Annotated in this window: 15 protein-coding genes; 11 read left to right on the plus strand and 4 right to left on the minus strand. The window is 48.2% G+C overall.

The features are described from left to right. From GMA8713_RS19260 to torA, 4 genes are all read left to right on the plus strand, one after another. Positions 1-539 (plus strand): IS3 family transposase (locus GMA8713_RS19260; RefSeq protein ID WP_062705098.1); only part of this gene is annotated, 539 nt, incomplete at its 5' end. Between the two features lie 290 nt (positions 540-829). Then, positions 830-1,009: a periplasmic nitrate reductase, NapE protein gene (locus tag GMA8713_RS19265; protein WP_062713306.1), complete on the plus strand. Its 180-nt coding sequence runs from the start codon at positions 830-832 to the stop codon at positions 1,007-1,009. A gap of 41 nt (positions 1,010-1,050) precedes the next feature. After that, entirely contained in the window at positions 1,051-2,229 is a 1,179-nt protein-coding gene (torC, locus tag GMA8713_RS19270; protein WP_062713308.1) for a pentaheme c-type cytochrome TorC, read from the plus strand. Between the two features lie 13 nt (positions 2,230-2,242). Further along, positions 2,243-4,720, plus strand: coding sequence for a trimethylamine-N-oxide reductase TorA (gene torA / locus GMA8713_RS19275; RefSeq protein WP_062713310.1), 2,478 nt, complete (start codon positions 2,243-2,245; stop codon positions 4,718-4,720). A gap of 144 nt (positions 4,721-4,864) precedes the next feature. Here torA and GMA8713_RS19280 read toward each other — a convergent pair whose 3' ends face one another. Continuing rightward, positions 4,865-5,278 (minus strand): globin family protein, encoded by a 414-nt coding sequence (locus tag GMA8713_RS19280; RefSeq protein ID WP_062713312.1) that lies wholly within the window; start codon positions 5,276-5,278, stop codon positions 4,865-4,867. 653 nt (positions 5,279-5,931) lie between these two features. Here GMA8713_RS19280 and GMA8713_RS19285 point away from each other — a divergent pair. The 4 genes from GMA8713_RS19285 (at position 5,932) to GMA8713_RS19300 (ending at position 10,908) form a co-directional block, all read left to right on the plus strand. Then, on the plus strand, positions 5,932-6,495 hold the full coding sequence (locus GMA8713_RS19285; protein WP_062713315.1) for a GNAT family N-acetyltransferase: 564 nt from the start codon (positions 5,932-5,934) through the stop codon (positions 6,493-6,495). 15 nt (positions 6,496-6,510) lie between these two features. Then, entirely contained in the window at positions 6,511-7,287 is a 777-nt protein-coding gene (locus tag GMA8713_RS19290; RefSeq protein WP_062713317.1) for an alpha/beta fold hydrolase, read from the plus strand. Positions 7,288-7,449: 162 nt separating this feature from the next. Beyond that, the gene (locus tag GMA8713_RS19295) at positions 7,450-8,289 is read left to right on the plus strand and encodes an isopenicillin N synthase family dioxygenase (protein WP_062713319.1); all 840 of its coding nucleotides are present in this window, start codon (positions 7,450-7,452) and stop codon (positions 8,287-8,289) included. 186 nt (positions 8,290-8,475) lie between these two features. After that, positions 8,476-10,908, plus strand: coding sequence for a methyl-accepting chemotaxis protein (locus GMA8713_RS19300; protein ID WP_062713321.1), 2,433 nt, complete (start codon positions 8,476-8,478; stop codon positions 10,906-10,908). 356 nt (positions 10,909-11,264) lie between these two features. On the opposite strand, the gene GMA8713_RS19305 is transcribed toward GMA8713_RS19300, so the two are convergent. After that, a complete protein-coding gene (locus GMA8713_RS19305) occupies positions 11,265-12,155 on the minus strand; it encodes a LysR substrate-binding domain-containing protein (RefSeq protein WP_062713323.1) in 891 nt (296 codons plus the stop codon). Between the two features lie 116 nt (positions 12,156-12,271). Between GMA8713_RS19305 and GMA8713_RS19310 the strand changes: the two genes are divergently transcribed. Together GMA8713_RS19310 and GMA8713_RS19315 are read left to right on the plus strand one after the other, a co-directional pair. Further along, a complete protein-coding gene (locus tag GMA8713_RS19310) occupies positions 12,272-13,183 on the plus strand; it encodes a DMT family transporter (RefSeq protein ID WP_062713327.1) in 912 nt (303 codons plus the stop codon). 229 nt (positions 13,184-13,412) lie between these two features. Next, the gene (locus tag GMA8713_RS19315; RefSeq protein ID WP_062713329.1) at positions 13,413-14,039 is read left to right on the plus strand and encodes a hypothetical protein; all 627 of its coding nucleotides are present in this window, start codon (positions 13,413-13,415) and stop codon (positions 14,037-14,039) included. Here GMA8713_RS19315 and GMA8713_RS19320 read toward each other — a convergent pair. Continuing rightward, positions 14,036-14,956, minus strand: coding sequence for a LysR family transcriptional regulator (locus GMA8713_RS19320; protein WP_062713331.1), 921 nt, complete (start codon positions 14,954-14,956; stop codon positions 14,036-14,038). The two genes, GMA8713_RS19315 and GMA8713_RS19320, sit on opposite strands and share 4 nt — an antisense overlap. Before the next feature lie 100 nt (positions 14,957-15,056). Between GMA8713_RS19320 and GMA8713_RS19325 the strand changes: the two genes are divergently transcribed. Next, positions 15,057-15,776 (plus strand): SDR family oxidoreductase, encoded by a 720-nt coding sequence (locus tag GMA8713_RS19325; RefSeq protein ID WP_062713333.1) that lies wholly within the window; start codon positions 15,057-15,059, stop codon positions 15,774-15,776. 148 nt (positions 15,777-15,924) lie between these two features. On the opposite strand, the gene GMA8713_RS19330 is transcribed toward GMA8713_RS19325, so the two are convergent. Continuing rightward, positions 15,925-17,874 (minus strand): LTA synthase family protein, encoded by a 1,950-nt coding sequence (locus GMA8713_RS19330; RefSeq protein ID WP_062713371.1) that lies wholly within the window; start codon positions 17,872-17,874, stop codon positions 15,925-15,927. Positions 17,875-18,005 lie beyond the last annotated feature (131 nt).

Raw genomic sequence — 18,005 nt, forward strand, 5'->3', positions numbered from 1 at the left:
ACAAAGCACACAAGGTTTATCCCTACCTGCTGCGTGATATCGATGTCACTTATCCAAACCAAGCTTGGGCGATTGACATCACGTACATCCCCATGGCGAAGGGGTTCCTGTATCTGGTGGCCATTATCGACTGGTATAGCCGCAAAGTACTGGCTTGGCGCTTGTCGAATACGATGGATACAAGCTTTTGCATTGAGGCTCTCGAAGACGCACTGCAACACTACGGGCCGCCCGATATCTTCAATTCAGATCAAGGCAGCCAGTTTACTAGCGCTGAGTTTACTCAGAGATTAATCGACCATGATGTACGGATAAGCATGGATGGGAAAGGACGCTGGGTCGACAACGTGTTCATCGAGCGATTATGGCGTAGCTTGAAATATGAGGAGGTTTACTTAAAAGCCTATACCACCCCCCGAGAAGCTGAACTTGAAATCGGCCACTACATGGTGTTCTATAACGAAGAGCGTAACCATCAGGGACTCAATGACCTTACTCCTGATGAAGCCTACTTCGGCAGGCAAAGATACGCAGCATGAGCCGGATCAAACACTTAAAAAATTAGCTTGTGTGTCCAACCAATGGGGTCCACTTCTTCTTCAGGCCTTAATGTGCAACTTGAGGACAAGGTGCCTCAAGTCTCAACAATGAAATACCGCCTTCCAAACTTTCTTTTGACCCCTAGCACACTGTAATCAAAGACTTTGCTTTGTTTGATGCGTCAATAAAGAGACACGCCTCAGGCAAGTCTCTCCTAGACTTGTGTGGAGTAAAATTCCAATTCCGGTTAAGCCTAAAAATAAAAGGCTGGAAAAGTGAGGACAACGTCATGGCAAAAAACGAAGTAGGTATTGTTCAGGAAGGTGAGAAAGGAACGTTTGAATGGCGTGCGTTTTTCTTTATCGCCGTTTTCCTGTTCCCCATCCTCAGTGTGGTATTGATTGGTGGATATGGTTTTCTGATCTGGATGAGTCAGGTGTTCATTTTTGGCCCCCCGGGCCACGGTTAATAGCAATGCACATTCACCGATCCCATTAAGAGCACACGATCATGAAAGAATTTATCAGTAAACTCTGGGCGACCATGCGGCGTCCAGCGACCAAAATCAGCCTCGGGACACTGACCCTCGGTGGTTTTATTGCCGGCGTCATTTTCTGGGGTGGTTTCAATACCGCATTGGAACTCACCAACACCGAACAATTCTGTATTTCCTGCCACTCTATGCGTGACAATGTTTATCCGGAGCTACAGAAAACCATCCACTGGTCGAACCGTTCAGGTGTTCGCGCGACCTGCCCCGACTGCCACGTACCGCATAACTGGACGGACAAAATTGCCCGTAAGATGCAGGCAAGTAAAGAGGTGTTTGCTCAGGTCTTCGGTGTGATTGGTACGCGGGAGAAGTTCCTGGATAAGCGGCTAGAGTTGGCGCAGCATGAATGGGCGAGGTTTAGTGCCAATGGGTCGAAGGAGTGTAAAGCCTGCCATAATTACGCCAGCATGCAGTTTGAGAAGATGAGGCCGACGTCGCGTTTTCAAATGCAGCATGCGGCGAAAACCGATCAAAGCTGTATCGACTGCCATAAAGGGATCGCTCACCAACTCCCGGCGGAGATGGATTCCACTGGCGGTTTGCTTGGCAAGTTGATTTCCCGCTCCCACAGTACAGATTTCAACAAAGGCGCTCCTATTTACAGCATCAATTTTTTGGAAATGTACGTTGATAAAGATCTGAAACAGGATGGGGGGGTGCTTGAGCCCGCCTCCATGGTGACCATTCTGGAAGAGGATGACAAGGCGGCGAAAGTCACTCTGACTGGCTGGCGTAAGATGAAAGGCTTTGGTCGTGTGATTTATGAAGACTTTGGCTTGAATATCGCTTCGGCAGCCTTGTCTAAAGAAGTGGCGCAAAGCCAGACAGACATCCGTACCTTTGAAACCAAAGAAGACGATCTGACCGGTCTGACCTGGCAGCGCATTGAAGTAGACCTTTGGGTTAAAAAAGCAGATTTTCTCGACAGTATCGATCCTATTTGGACCGAAGCGAAACAGGCTTACGACACCAACTGTAGCCTTTGTCATACCCAGCCTGATGTGGCGCACTTTGACGCCAACACTTGGCCGGGTATGTTCGACGGCATGATGGGCTTCGTTAATTTTGATCAGGCAACTCAGGCGTTGGTGCTCAAGTACCTGCAGAAACATTCCAGCACCTTTGTAAAACACTGAGAGGGATAACAGCATGACAATCAATAGACGTACTTTCCTAAAAGGCATGTTGTCTGTTAGTGCAACGGCTGTCATTGGTCCAACCCTTCTCGTTGCGACAGACGCACAAGCCAATTCAGAACTGCTAGAGGGTACTTGGCGTACCTCCGGCTCTCACTGGGGGGCATTCCGTGCCCGTATCGTAGGTGGTGAAGTCGCCGAGGTTGTGGCGTTCAATCACGACAAACACCCAACAGAAATGCTTGAAGGGGTAAAAGGTCTCATCTACAACCCATCTCGTGTGCGCTACCCTATGGTTCGCCTTGACTGGCTGAAACGCACGGAAGGATGGAATACCACGCGAGGTGATAATCGCTTCGTTCGTGTCACCTGGGATCAGGCACTTGATCTCTTCTACAGCGAGTTGGAGCGTGTGCAGAAAACCTATGGTCCTGCAGGTGTATTGGCAGGCCAAACAGGCTGGCGCCAGACAGGTCAGTTCCACAGTTGTACCACCCACATGCAACGTGCGATGGCGATGCACGGCTTTTTTGTTAAGAAAATCGGGGACTATTCCACTGGTGCCGGACAGACGATCATGCCTTACGTGCTGGGTTCCACGGAAGTGTATGCGCAGCAAACTTCCTGGCAACTGGTATTGGATAACGCCAAACAGATCGTTATTTGGGCGAACGACCCGGTGAAAAACGCACAGGTGGGTTGGCAGTGCCCAACTCATGACGTGTACGGCTATTTCGACCAGCTCAAGGACAAGGTTGAGAAGGGTGATATCAAGGTGATTTCTGTAGATCCTGTGGTCAGTAAAACCCAGAAATTCCTGGGTTGTGAACACCAGTACATCAACCCTCAAACTGATGTACCTTTCATGTTGGCATTGGCGCATACCCTCTACACCGAGGATTTGTACGATAAAGAATTCATCAAGGTTTACTGTCTTGGCTTTGAGCCTTTCATCGATTACGTCATGGGTAAAACCAAAGACAAAGTCGAAAAAACGCCAGAGTGGGCGGCGAAAATCTGTGGTGTCGAGCCTGATCGCATCCGCGAATTTGCCCGCATGTTGGCCAGCGAACGAACCCAACTTATGTTCGGTTGGTGTGTACAGCGTCAGCAACATGGCGAGCAGCCTTACTGGATGGGGGCCGTACTGGCGAGCATGCTTGGTGGCATCGGCCTTCCAGGTTCTGGCGTTTCCTATGCCCACCATTACAGTGGAATCGGTGAGCCGGCAACAGGTGCTGCAGGCCCTGGTGGTTTCCCACGAAACCTTGACCCCGGCATGGTGCCAAAACACAACAACAGTGACTTCAAAGGCTACTCAAGTACTATTCCAGTGGCGCGTTGGATCGAGGCCATAGAAAATCCGGGGAAGGTGATCAATCACAACGGCAACAAGGTGAAATTACCGCCGATTAAAATGGTGATCGTGAGCGGGAACAACCCTTGGCACCACCATCAGGATCACAACAGGATGAAAAAGGCCTATCACAACATAGAAACGGCAGTGACCATCGACTTTGCGTGGACTGCGACCTGTCGCTTCTCTGACATTGTGCTGCCAGCTTGTACCCAGTTTGAGCGTAACGATATCGATCTTTATGGGGCATATTCGGCGACAGGTGTACTTGCTATGCATAAGCTGGTGGATCCGCTCTATCAATCCCGCACAGACTTTGAGATTTTCAAAGGTTTGACTGCCCGGTTTGGTCTGAATAAAGACAAAGAGTACGCGCAGGAAATGAACGAGATGCAGTGGGTTGAGAAGCTCTACAACGAATGTGTGACAGCCAACAAAGGCAACTTTGAAATGCCTGACTTTGAAACCTTCTGGAAAGAGGGTTATGTCGGTTTTGGTAAAGGTAGCACCTTTGTTCGTCATGCACTGTTCCGTGAAGATCCAGAGCTAAACCCGCTGGGCACACCTTCTGGCTTTATCGAAATCACCAGCCGCAAAATCGGTGGATTTGGTTACGAATACTGTCAGGAACACCCTATGTGGTTTGAGAAAGCCGAGCGTTCTCACGGTGGTCCGGGGTCAGAGAAATTCCCGATGTGGTTGCAATCATGTCACCCAGACAAACGCCTGCACTCACAGATGTGTGAATCGCCCGCACTTCGTGAAACCTACACTGTACAGGGGCGCGAACCGGCGTACATCAACCCTGAGGACGCTAAGGCCCGCGGTGTGAAAGATGGCGATCTCATCCGTGTGTTCAACGATCGCGGGCAACTGATTGCCGGCGCCGTGGTGTCGGATGATTATCCACCAGGTGTTATCCGCATTCAGGAAGGGGCTTGGTACGGCCCGACGGGCTCAGAAATAGGCGCGATAGATACCTATGGTGACCCGAATACCGTGACGCTGGATGTGGGCACATCCGAGCTTGCACAGGCATGCAGTGCATACACCTGTGTGGTTGACTATGAGAAGTTCAAAGGCGAAGCTCCAGCGGTGAATGCGTTCTCAGGTCCAGAGATTGTGACTCTGTAACGCTGGGACCGAAACTGTCTGAAGAGTAAGAGCCGCAATTGCGGCTCTTTTTTTGGCAACCACTTGTGAATGTAATTGTCGCTGCCGTTAAGGGTGACGCCTAGCGCGAAACTTAATAGGTGAGAGCGTGTTGCTGGCGGCTGATTAGGCCGCCATTTTTGATTTCATGGTGTCTGCCACTATGTGTAACAGTGTGACCCAAGCAGCGCGGACTTCTGGCGTAAAATCATCCCCTAGACCTACTTTGAGTGTGTGCAGCAGAGCGTTGCCAACGGGGGTAAAATGGCTCTTTTTAACGCCATATCCTTCGTGACGCTGAGCCAGTTCGTGTAACACCGGAAAGAGAGACTCGAGATCATTCAGACCTTTGACGGCAGCACTAAGCATAGCCATCAACTTTCTTCCCTGCTGTTTCATATCACCTTTAAACAAGGATTTTAGGGTCGGATCATAGGAGAAAAGGGTATCATAAAATATCTCCGCGGCTTTGACAGAGATAGGTTCAACTTTGTTAAAACTGGTTTGGATCAGTGTGATTTGTTGTTGTTTCAGCGACATTGCAATATCCCAAATAGTGAATGAGTACTTTTATTAATCAACATTCATATAATCAAGCGTAGGAAAGCATGCCCACTTGTCCAATTGGCAATGTCATCATTGTGTGCTGTATACCCAAACGACCTGAAGATACTCGCATTGATGGCCTCTCTTGGGTGACTTGACTGACTCCTGCATCTTCAGGTTGTTTGGGTATATCTGTCTGAATGAAACGACAGTGTAATTGAAAAGGAAAGTTCAAATAGCCGCCACTAAATACGTTTTCTGTTGGCTATCCTTTTTGGGCTGCGTTAGCTTGGATGCTATGGTCTGTTGATCTTTGGTGATAATTTTTGCAGCAGTTTGTGAGGATTTTATGCAATGCAGAGGCGTCGAAGTGTAGTCTCGAGTACATAAGAAGCCGATAACGCAGCAGAAATTCCCCACAAACGCTGTCCGAAGGGTTCGACTGCGCGTCCCGCACCCTAAACGTTTTATGCTTTGTTGAGGTGTATTTGCTTAGAGTGCTAAGCGGCACACACCTCGCCGCGCCAAAAACGCTTAGGGCTAGAACAAAATTTAACCACCAAAGGTCAACAGACCATAGGGTATAGACTCAGGGACAAACCGAGAGATAAGACCGTGACAACGCGGCGAGATGAAAAAGGATAGACATGTTAAAGCTTGAAGATATTTGCTTGCGACCCGCCCGGAATGATGAACGCGATCATCTATGGCACTTTATTTATATTCAGAACGAGTGGAAAGCACACGATGCTCCCTATTTTCCGCTTGAACATCAATCCCGATTCCAGTTTCGACGTCACCTGTTCAAGCGTCTGAAAGAAGCGCAAACCGCGATGGTGATTGACTATAACGGTGAAGCTATTGGCTACCTTTCCTGTTATTGGGAAGATCAATCAACCCGCTGGCTGGAAGTTGGCATTACGCTATTCACCTCTCAATACTGGGGAAAAAAACTTGGACGCAAAGCGCTAACTCTCTGGATCACTCATCTCTTTGAGCGCTATGACGTTGCTCGCATTGGCCTGACAACTTGGTCGGGTAACCCTCGTATGATGAAATGTGCTCAAGCACTTGGTATGCAAGAAGAAGGGCGGATCCGAAGCGTTCGTTTCTACGAAGGTAAGTATTACGACTCACTCCGTTATGGCGTGCTTCGCGAAGAGTGGCAAGCGCAAAGTAAAGACGATAATACACTTCGCTGCGTGAGTTAGTTTTACACTGTAAACATGGAAAAAGGGCAAGCTACTCTTCACTATCTGCGCAAAGGGCTGGGGCAACCACTTTTGCTCCTTCACGGCTTGGGTTCAAGCAGTGAAGACTGGCTGCACCAAATAGACGCATTCAGCGATCGTTTCGATGTGATTGCGCCTGACTTCCCTTTACATGGTGCTTCTCCGGGTAACATTGAGACTTTCAGTTTGCTGCAATGTGCAGGTCTCATTGTTTCGCTGATTGAGGGACTGGAACTTCGCAATGTGCTGGTGGTTGGGGTATCAATGGGCGGAATGATTGGTATCGAATTGGCTACCCGTTTTCCGCAGCATCTTGCAGGTCTTTGCGTGGTCAATGCTCTCGCCGAGTGTCGCCCGAGAAAACTCAATGAATGGTGTATGCTGGCTTCAAGACGCTTTTTACTCAAGTTTGTTAGCGTCGAAACCATTGCCAAACTAATGGCGAAGCAACTTTTACCGGGTGATGCTCATGCCCAAACTCGGGATGAGGTGATCAGTCGATGGTCGAAAAACCATAGGGAAAGCTACATTGCCTCCTTTAATGCCGTGGTGGGTTGGGATGCGCTGGATAAGCTTTCTAACCTGAAATGTCCCCTCTTTATGCTCACCTCTGAGTTTGATTACACGCCAGTAGCCTCAAAAAAAGTGTTGGCCTACCTCTATCCTGAAGGTCAATTTGCTTGTCTGCCCAATGCCAGACATTTGGTTCCTCTTGAAAAACCAACCGAGTTTAATCAAATTCTCAGTAAATGGCTCGATGAGCAAACCTAGCGCACCTTTCTGGCCCCTTGCGATTGTTCCGTCTCACTCAACTGCTAAAATTCCCGCAACGCATTTCAAAGAAAGTGCGATATATACCTAAGCTCGCTGAATACAGTATCTTCAAGTTGTTTGGGTATCTACCCAAACAAAAAAGAAACTAAGAGAGTCACCATGAAATTGGAAGCAGTCGACTTCAACGCGCCAGACGCAGCAGAACGTTTCGTTGAGTCCCTTCGCTCTACAGGATTTGGCGTTTTGAAAAATCACCCAATCCGTCAGGATCTTGTGTCGTCAGTTTACGAAAACTGGCAGGGCTTTTTCGATAGTGAAGAGAAAATGCAGTATCGATTCAAACCAGAAACACAGGATGGTTTGTTTCCGGTAGATGTGTCTGAAGTGGCGAAAGGTCATGAGAAGAGGGACATCAAAGAATTCTTCCATTATTACCCTTGGGGTCAGTGTCCTGATGCCCTGAGAGGCCAGTTGCAAGGATACTATGATGAAGCCAATAGCTTGGCGAAAACACTGCTGAGCTGGGTTGAGGAATATTCGCCGGTAAATGTATCTGAGCTTTACTCACAATCCTTGTCGAGTATGGTGGATGGTAGTGAGCAGACCTTGTTACGTGTTCTGCATTACCCGCCAATGAAAGGTGACGAAGACCCTGGTGCTATTCGTGCCGCAGCCCATGAAGACATTAACTTGCTGACTATTCTCCCCGCGTCTAATGAGCCTGGCTTGCAGGTGCTGGGTAAAGACGGAGAGTGGCTGGATGTACCATGTGACTTTGGCTACTTGATTGTGAACATTGGTGACATGCTGCAAGAAGCATCTGGCGGCCACTTCCCATCGACCACGCATCGTGTTGTCAATCCTGACGGTGCGGACATGACGAAATCCCGTATTTCCTTGCCTCTGTTTCTGCACCCTAAACCAGAAGTGGTACTGTCCGATCGCTACACAGCGAATAGCTATTTGATGGAACGTCTCCGCGAGTTGGGCTTGATATAGTCCTCCTTTTTAACGGGGAAACTCTAAGCCGGTGACACGATTCGTGCACCGGCTTTTTCGTAGCTTCAAGTAGGAGCCCTTCCTTTAAAAAACCATCAGGTTAGCTTTTTTGGACAAGTAATTGTCTCTGGAGGAAGAATGTTTTTTTTCAACTAATATTCAAGGAGAGGAACAGGAGTCTCAAAAATGAAAAACCATTTCATGTCACCACTGAAACGAGCCATGAGTCGTATTTTTGGTTTCGACGCTGAATTAGAAGCTGAGGCAAACGCCAAGATCGCTGCCTTGGATAAATCTCTCGCCATCATTGAGTTTGATACCAAAGGGAATATTCTCTCGGCTAATGAGAACTTCCTGAAAGTAATGGGCTACTCACCTGACGAAATTAAAGGTAAGCATCACTCTCTTTTTGTGGAAAGGGCGTATGCCAGGTCCAGTGAGTACCGGGATTTTTGGGCGAGACTGGCGAGAGGTAAGTCGTCGTCCGGCGAATTCAAACGGATTGGGAAAAATGGTATTGATGTCTGGATTCAGGCAACGTACAACCCAGTCTACTCACCACGAGGTGAGGTAACAAAAGTGGTGAAATTCGCCACAGACATTACTCAAGACAAAAATAAAAGCCTTGATACGTCAGGGCAAATCGATGCCATTAACCGCAGTCAGGCGGTCATCGAGTTTGACCTTAAAGGCATCATTCTCCGCGCAAATGAAAACTTCCTTACCGCCATGGGTTACAGCGAAAAAGAGGTGGTGGGCCAACACCATTCGATGTTTGTCGAGCCAGAGATGAAACAATCGGGTGAGTACAGAGCCTTCTGGGAGAGCCTCGCCAGGGGGGAATATCAAAGTGCCATTTACAAACGCCTTGCCAAAGGTGGTAGAGAGATTTGGATCAGTGCCTCCTATAACCCGATTTTCGATGATAATGGCAAGCCATTCAAAGTAGTGAAGTTTGCGAGTGATGTGACCGAGCAGAAAATGCGAAATGCAGATTTCGCCGGGCAAATCCAGGCTATAGGTAAGTCACAAGCGGTAATTGAGTTTGAACTGGATGGTACGATTCGCACTGCAAACGAAAACTTCCTGAATACTGTCGGTTATAGCCTCGAAGAAGTACAGGGTAAGCACCACTCTATGTTCGCACCTTCAGCAGTGAAAAACTCCCGTGAGTACAAAGAATTTTGGAAATCGCTGGCGGTGGGGGAATTCTTCTCTGGGGAGTTTGAACGTGTCGGAAAAGGTGGCCGACAAATATGGATTCAGGCTTCTTACAATCCGATTTTTGACCTTAATGGAAAGCCATTTAAAGTAGTGAAGTATGCTTCAGACATTACAGAGCAGAAGCTGAAAAATGTTGATTATGAAGGTCAGATTGAGGCGATAGGGAAATCTCAGGCAGTGATTGAATTCAATATGGATGGGACTATTCGCCATGCCAACGACAACTTCCTGAATGCGATGGGCTACTCGCTGACAGAGGTGAAAGGACGCCATCACTCCATGTTTGTTGGGCCTGATTACAAGAACTCGGCGGAGTATAAAGTCTTCTGGGAGAAGCTAAATCGCGGTGAGTTTGAATCCGCTGAATTCCTGCGTTTTGCAAAAGGGGGGCGCGAAGTTTGGATTCAGGCGTCCTACAACCCCATTTGCGACACAAACGGTAAACCTTTCAAAGTGGTGAAATACGCCACTGACATCACCGCCAAGAAACGTGCTGTGGCGAAAATCAGTGAATGTTTGGTTTCACTCTCTAAAGGCGATCTAAGTGCGTCACTGACTGAGAAGCTTGATGACGAATTTGAATCTGTCAGGAAAGCGCTGAACTCTACGATAGAGCGTCTGAACGAGTTAGTGGTAGACATTAATCGCACTGCGACATCCGTTAGCAATGCGGCGCGGGAAATCAAAATGGGCACCAGCGATTTGAGTGACCGCACTGAATCGCAAGCCAGCAGTTTGGAGGAAACGGCTGCCAGTATGCAGGAGATGATGGCGACTGTTCAGCAAAATGATGAGACATCGCAAAGTGCTGTGAAGCAGGCAAGTGATGCAACCAAGAAAGCCGAGCGCGGCGGTACGGTGGTGGTCGAAGCGGTGAATTCGATGGCGGAAATCGAAGCGTCCAGTAAGCAGATTTCAGACATCATTGGTGTGATCAACGAGATTGCTTTCCAGACGAACCTACTGGCGCTGAATGCGGCTGTAGAGGCTGCGCGTGCTGGTGAGCAAGGTCGAGGGTTTGCTGTCGTTGCTGGTGAAGTTCGTAATTTGGCACAACGAAGTGCCAAAGCATCTGTTGAGATTAAGAATCTTATCAATGCCAGTGTGAACAAAGTAAAAGATGGTACTCAACTGGTGCGTGAATCTGGCGAGAACCTGGTGGAGATCGTTGATGCTATCCGCAGTGTGTCATCCATGATAGATGACATGAGTACAGCGACGCAGGAACAGTCTCAGGGCATTGGGGAAATCAACCGCGCCATCACCGAAATGGATAACATGACACAGCAAAATGCAGGCCTTGCTGAAGAAGCGACGGCAGCCAGTGAAAACATGCTGGTGGAAGCAGAAAACTTACAGGAACTGGTGAGATTTTTTAAAACCCGCTCTGCCTGACAGACCATGTTCAAAGAAAAAGCCGGACTTATATATCCGGCTTTCTATTGCCCAAGCGTTTTTAAACGGAATAGTTGCAAGCCGGTAACGAGGTATTTTCTTCTCAGAACACCAAGCTTCCTTTATGCCCAAACAACCTGAAGATGAAGGATTCAGGTTATTTGGGTATATAACGAGCTAACTAAGATCTAAGTGCGATTAATGGAATAAAGTCGTGACCTTTGATCTACGTTTACGTCTAGAACGATATGGCAAAACGAATAGCAGTAGGTGATTACCTACTGCCTGTTTCAGAATGATTCGTGGGTTGGTTAGGGTGAAGAGAATATGGTGCGAATAAGAAACAAGAAGCCGCGTTAAAAAGCGGCTTCGTCAGCAGCGGCGATTTGCTGGAGCCAGCGTCCCAGTTTCAGGATTTCTGGCTGTCTTGCACGGTGCTTTTTGTACACGAAATAGAGGCTGTCTCCGGTAGGAATTTCATGTAGGGGAATGCGTACCAATTGCTCGCGGTCAATCTCGTTCATAAAGTAGTGGTTGAGCAGGGTTATACCGTGGGAGTAGCGTGCTGCCTCAGTTGCGAGCAACATATGGCTGAAGGTGTGGATTTTTACGTCCCTAGGGAGTGTATAGCCGCCTAACTTACACCATTCTTTCCAGTCGTTTTCCATCAAAGATCTGACCGACAGTAAAGGGTATTCCCAAAAGGCATCAGGCAAGGGCTTATCCTTGATTTGTTGCCAGATTTTGGTACTGCATACCGGGTAAATGTATTCAGTATACAAAAGCTCGTATTCGTAGTTTTTACCCGGAGCAAAGTCGGTAATAAAGCAGTCGCCCACTTTATCTGAAAGGTCCGGGCGATGAGCGTACATCTCCAGGGAAAGGTCTATTTCAGGATGCTTAGTTCGGAAATCCGAAAGCTGGGGCATGAGCCACTTCACTGCAAGTGAACTGAAAACAGCCAGCCTGAGTTTACCGGAAACCCCTTCTCGTACTTGAAGACTGGCGCGTGCGATGGCCTGGAGCGGGTCGCCAATATCATCGAAATAGCGCTGACCAACCGGGGTTAGATGCAGGCTCCGTCCTTGCCGCTCAAACAAGGACTCTCCCAGAAAATCCTCTAACAAGCGAATTTGATGGCTCACTGCGCTTTGGGTCACGTTCAAAGATTCTGCGGCACGTGAGAAGCTGTTTAAGCGGGCAGTGGCTTCGAAATATTGAACGGCTCGGAGTGGTGGAAGTTTCACTATCTAAAAAACTCATAGAACCTGAATAATCATCATTATACGTCATAGAAAAGTGTCGCTACTATGTAGGTTCTGTGAGCCATGTGGCTTTTTCTCGCTTAAAGGAGGCCTTAGGTATGCGTAATATCTCAGTAGGTTTCGCCATGACGTTGTTAGTGATAGGAAACCTCAGCGCCACGTTTTCAGATGCGCTGGTAAAAACCATGGAAGGAGGGCCAGACGGAGCCATTTTCCAGTTCACCCTATTTCGTCAGGTATCTGCCGTACTCATTCTGTTGCCCTTCTGCTTGACAGCACCGGCGAAGAATCTGACCTTAGGACTGAAATGGCATGCCCTGCGTGCGCACATCTGGCTGGTAGGTGTGTTCTTTGCCATTGTGGCGCTGACAACGATGCCACTGGCTACGGCGAACGCTATCTTCTATGCAGCTCCCTTGATCATGCTTCCACTTGCAGCAATCTTTTTAGGCGAGAAACTCTCAGTACCGTCGATCATTGCAGCAGTGGTGGGTTTTATCGGTGTGCTGATCTTGGTCCGTCCGACAGATTTCAGCTGGGCGGCGATGTCTGCGCTGATTGTGGCGGTCTCGCTGGCCATCAACAACCTATTGATCCCGAAAATTCCACGCGAACAGACAGTGCCGCAAACACTGCTACTGCACAACCTGATTGGCATTCCTGTCGCTTTTGCGTTGTCACTTTACGAAGGTATGCCGTTCAGTCTGGATTTATTCTGGCGTGCCGCAGGCTCAACCGCGTTTATTTTGGTTTACGCAGCAACGTGTGTGATCGCCTATCGTGCCGCGGAAAGTAATAAGATTGCCAGCGCGGAATACAGCGGTTTGGTATGTGCGGTGGGCGTAGGGCTAGTGCTGTTCGGGGAAGTGCCGGATTTGATGATGATTGTTGGCACCATTTTGATTGTGATGCCTCTACTCTGGTTAGCTGGCCGCGAGAAACGTAAAGCGCGCAAAGCGAAGGCCGCAGCACTGGCAAAAACCCCTAAAGATATTGTCGAACCGGCTTGATCTAACGAAGAATGGAAAACTGGCCGCGCTCTCCCGTTTGCACAATCGGGGGAGCGCTTTTTTATGTCCAGCCGCAAATTTGTGTGCATTTTTCTTAATTTGAATACTGAAAGGTGAATTGGCAGGCAGATTGGTTGAACTGAACACTTTCTGTCAATAAAGTGAGCCAAAACAAAAGAAAAGTGAGGATAGGGGAAACCCCTTCACATGGTTGGCAAAGGAATCTCTCATGTACAAATACGTCTTCGCAGCGTTACTGCCAGTGATCATGGTTGGCTGCTCGTCTTCAGAAAAACCGACTTTTGATATCGCGGCTCAGCAGGAAAAAGAGCAGGAAGCCGCGAAAAAGGGGGAGGTACTGCCGGAACCTGCTTCTTTGTATTTTGTGAATAGCAGTGACTCACAAGATTATAATCCAGAATGGGACGATACCCAGAAAACTGACCAACAGAAGCTGTTCATTGCCAACGGCGACCACGATGTCACTCTTTTTGCCGACCACCTCGAGTGCAAAGACCCTATGGGACTGAACATGGAAAGCCTGGGCACCAAAAGCATGACTATGCCTCGGGGAGAGAAGGTAACGCTGAATGTGTCTTTCCACGCCAATAGCTTTGCTGCTGGTGGTGCGTCTTGTGTGAATACGTTTACCTTCAATGTTGAAGAAGGGAAAAGCTACACAGTGAACCATAAATTTAGCTTGGAAGATGGCCTATGTACTGTGTTGGTGTTTGACGATGAAGCGAAAGCCGCGATTGATGTGTTTGCCCGCAAAGGCCCTTACCTTTGTACTCCTGAAGATCTGAATGAAGACAACGCCGCCCAACGCATCGAACTCAGTGCCGGCCGCTTCTAATCCCCTAATTTCGCCGGAATGTTAGCGACCAAGTAACTGATGAGCGCTTTCAATCTGGCAGGTTGGTGCCGATCTCTGTGATACAGCAAATAGAGCGGCACCTTATCCACCTTCCATTCTGTAAACACCGACTCGAGTTTTCCTTCCGTTTCATAAGACGTGCAATACAGAGCGGGCAAGCGACAAATACCGTTTCCCTGAAGTGCTGCATTTAAAAGGACATGGCCGTTTTTACATTGTAAATGGCCGTGTACTTCCACATCTGTGTGCTGCGTTGGATCGTCGGATTTCACGTATCGCCACTTGGTAACAGACCCAGTTAGGCAATCATGTTGCTGTAATTCTTTTGGGTGTGATGGCTTGCCTTTGCGCGCGAAATAGGCCGGAGAGGCGTAGGTGCCAATCTTAATATCTCCGAGCTCACGACCAATCAACACTGAGTCGGCCAACGCCCCCATTCGAAGTACCAAATCAAAACGGGACTGCACCAGATCAACCCGTTCTGAGCTGAAATCAAGCTCGATACTGATCTCCGTGTTTCGAGCGCAGAAGGCATGAATGGCATCGCCAATCAAAGACTCCCCCAAGATGCCGCCAACACAGTTCACCGCGATATGGCCACGCATCTGATCAGCATCATTGTTGGCAAGGGTAATGGCTTCATCCAGTTGCGACAGCGCTGCCCGGCAGCGGCTAAAGAAGGTTTCTCCAGCCACGGTTAAGCGTTGGGAGCGGGTAGTGCGGATGATCAGCTGTACACCCAACCTGGTTTCCAATTGGCTTAACTGGCGAGACATATGGGCGCGGGAAGCATTTAGCGATTCTGCTGCTTTAGAGAAGCTGCCAGTTTCTGCGATAGCAACAAAGGCGCGGATGTCACTCAGGCTTTCGCCGAGGATTTCTTTATTGGTGTTCATTTGGTAACACTGAGTTTTATTGTGACATATATATCAACAATGATACTTTATTTATAATGCAGCCTCAACCAAAACAACACGGTCTTTGAGGAAGAACATCATGAAAAAGTTGGCTGTTATTACAGGTGCAAGTTCAGGTATCGGCGAAGCGATTGCAAAACAACTGTCTGCACTGGGTCACCCGCTGCTGCTGGTGGCGCGACGTGTTGAACGCTTAGAAGCACTGAGCCTGCCAAACACCCTTTGTCGTAAAGTAGATGTGACTGACAAAGCCGCATTCGAAGCAGCAATTAAAGAAGCCGAAGCGGAATACGGTGAGGTAGACCTGCTGGTAAACAACGCAGGTGTGATGCTGCTGGGTGATGTGGCAACACAAAATGCCGCAGAGTGGCAAACCATGTTCAACGTGAACGTGGTTGGCTTGCTGAATGGCATGCAGGCCGTGCTTGAACCAATGAAAGCGCGCAACGGTGGCACGATTGTAAACATCAGCTCAGTGGCTGGCCGCAAAACCTTCCCGAATCATGCAGCTTACTGCGGCACTAAATTTGCGGTTCACGCGATTTCTGAAAACGTGCGTGAAGAAGTGGCTGACGCCAATGTTCGCGTCATTACCATCGCCCCTGGTGCAGTGGAAACCGAGCTGCTTTCCCATACCACCAGCGATGAAATCAAAGCAGGTTACGACAGCTGGAAAGACGAAATGGGCGGCGTTCTGGCTGCAGATGATATCGCCAGCACCGTTTGCTATGCGTACTCCTTCCCACAAAACGTGTGTGTGCGTGAGATTGTGATCACCGCTACCCGTCAACAGCCTTAACTGGAAAGTCCAGAAATTTGATAGCGTCACTCATTGTGGCGCTATCAGTACAAAGGGAAAGGTATACAGATTTTCAACGCCGATTTCGTCTTAGTTTGAAGCTATATCGTGCGAGTCTAACAGAACCTGAGTACTGGTGTGTCCCTCCTCAGTAGGTTGGCTGAGCGCGATAGAAATCCTCGTTGAATGCTAAGCTGCCCCACATAGCATGAGCGTGAGCGCAAATTACCGTTTTTTCATCCACGAAATCTTCAGTCAGTGTGTCTGATTCTGGGTGATATTGATAAGTAGATATCCCTAGTTCTGGCCTCAGAACAACGACTTTATTATCTGCCGTCATCCAACCGAAATTTTTATCCCTTTGCATCATGGCACGTTGATTTTTCGCAGGAACTTCTTTGGTGAGATCGTGACCTATCATTGGATTGATGCTGCTGATACCAGCAAGCGATAGTAGTGTTGGCGGTAGTTCAAGTTGGCTGGTTAAGCGGGAGTCAAACGTTGGTTCAATGCCGCCACCAAGAATAATAGCGGGGATTCTGAAGTGGCCGATGGGGACTGGCAAATCTCCGGTTGCCCTAGCATCGTGGTCGGCCACAATCAGGAAGACGGTATTGTTCCAGTAGTTTGACTTTTTGGCTCGTTCAATAAATTTGCCCACTGCATAGTCTGCATATTTTACGGCGTTCTCCACCGTGCTTTTGGGGCTGTTAAATGGCGTGATCTTGCCATCAGGATACTCAAAAGGGCTGTGATTCGAAGAGGAGAAAACCAAACTGAAGAAGGGTTTGTCCTGTTTCTTTTGCTGAGTAAATAGAGTATCCGCTTTATCATAGAGATCTTCGTCAGAAGCCCCCCAAGATCCAACAAACTTTGGCGCGTCGAATGCTGGAAAGTCCTGGATATCAGTAAACCCGTTTCCTAGGAAAAAGTTCTTCATGTTGTCGAAATGGCTTTCCCCACCATAGATGAATTGAGTGTGATACCCCTGAGATTTTAGTAAATCAGCGATAGTGAAAAAGTTAGTCTGACTTTTTCCTAGTTTGACCACGGAGCGCGCGGGTGTCGGTGAGAAACCTGTTGTCAGAGCTTCAATACCTCTAACAGAACGGGTACCAGTGGCATACATACGGCTGAACGCCCAACCCTCATCAATCAGTTGGTCAAGATAGGGCGACGTATCTATGCCTCCCAAACGGCTAACATAGCGGGAGCCATGACTTTCAAGCAGCAGGATAACAATGTTCTTGGGTTTCCCTTGATAGGAAGCCGTGCGCTTTGTAAGCGTAGGGGCATTCGCTGACATAAACCCTTCGTTCTTCACCAGCATATTTTGCTGTACTTCTTTAATGATTTGTTCTTCACCCATTGGTGGGTAAAACTTGAATGCATTGGCTTCTGAACTCATTTGTTTGGCGGCAAATATCAGGGAGTAGGATGAATTGAGTGTGAGGTCATTGATTAATGGGTCGGTTGAAAATGACACCATGGCTGGATTAAGGGGGCGATGTCCGAAGCTGGATCGCGCTCCCATGACGCCAATAGCAACGACACAAAGTGCTATCAGAGGGCGCCAGTACCATTTGGGAGAGAGGTGACTGACTAAGTGCTTTGACCAGCGCCAGCCCAGTATTACCGTAGAGACAGACACGACCAAGCCGATGAAGAGTTCTAATTTATAGCCACTCCAAAGCATGCCAAACACTTCTTTGGGATAAATCAGATATTCGATAAACAGGCGGTTGGGACGGAGGTCATATTCAATGATAAAGGGAACTGTGGCGACTTCCATGTAAACCACAATCCACAGTCCGGCAGTGATCCAGATACGCAGGATGAAATGCCATATCCTCCCCAATAAGTGCTCACCTGAAAGTAACGAAGATAGTAGCGAAGGAAGAATGAGCAGATAGGAAACACTTGAGATATCAATACGAAGTCCGCTTACGAGCAGGTGCCCCCACCCCTGTGCTGCATCGACTCTATCGATCTGCCAGACTGCGAGTACCATTCTGGAGATGAACATCAGTAATAAAGCGACGAGTGCTGTTGCAGCAATAGGATACAAAGGTCCTAGGTACTTTTTTAATTTGTTCATCAAAATACTCATATCACTTCATAAACTGCGCACTATACAGTTACGATAATTTGGATATGAATAAGTCACACGCTCCATAAATAAGATGTCAGCGGTTATTAGAAACACTGAAAATACGTTCTATGGTTTTG

Source organism: Grimontia marina (assembly GCF_900060185.1).
Classification (GTDB): Bacteria; Pseudomonadota; Gammaproteobacteria; order Enterobacterales; family Vibrionaceae; genus Enterovibrio; species Enterovibrio marinus.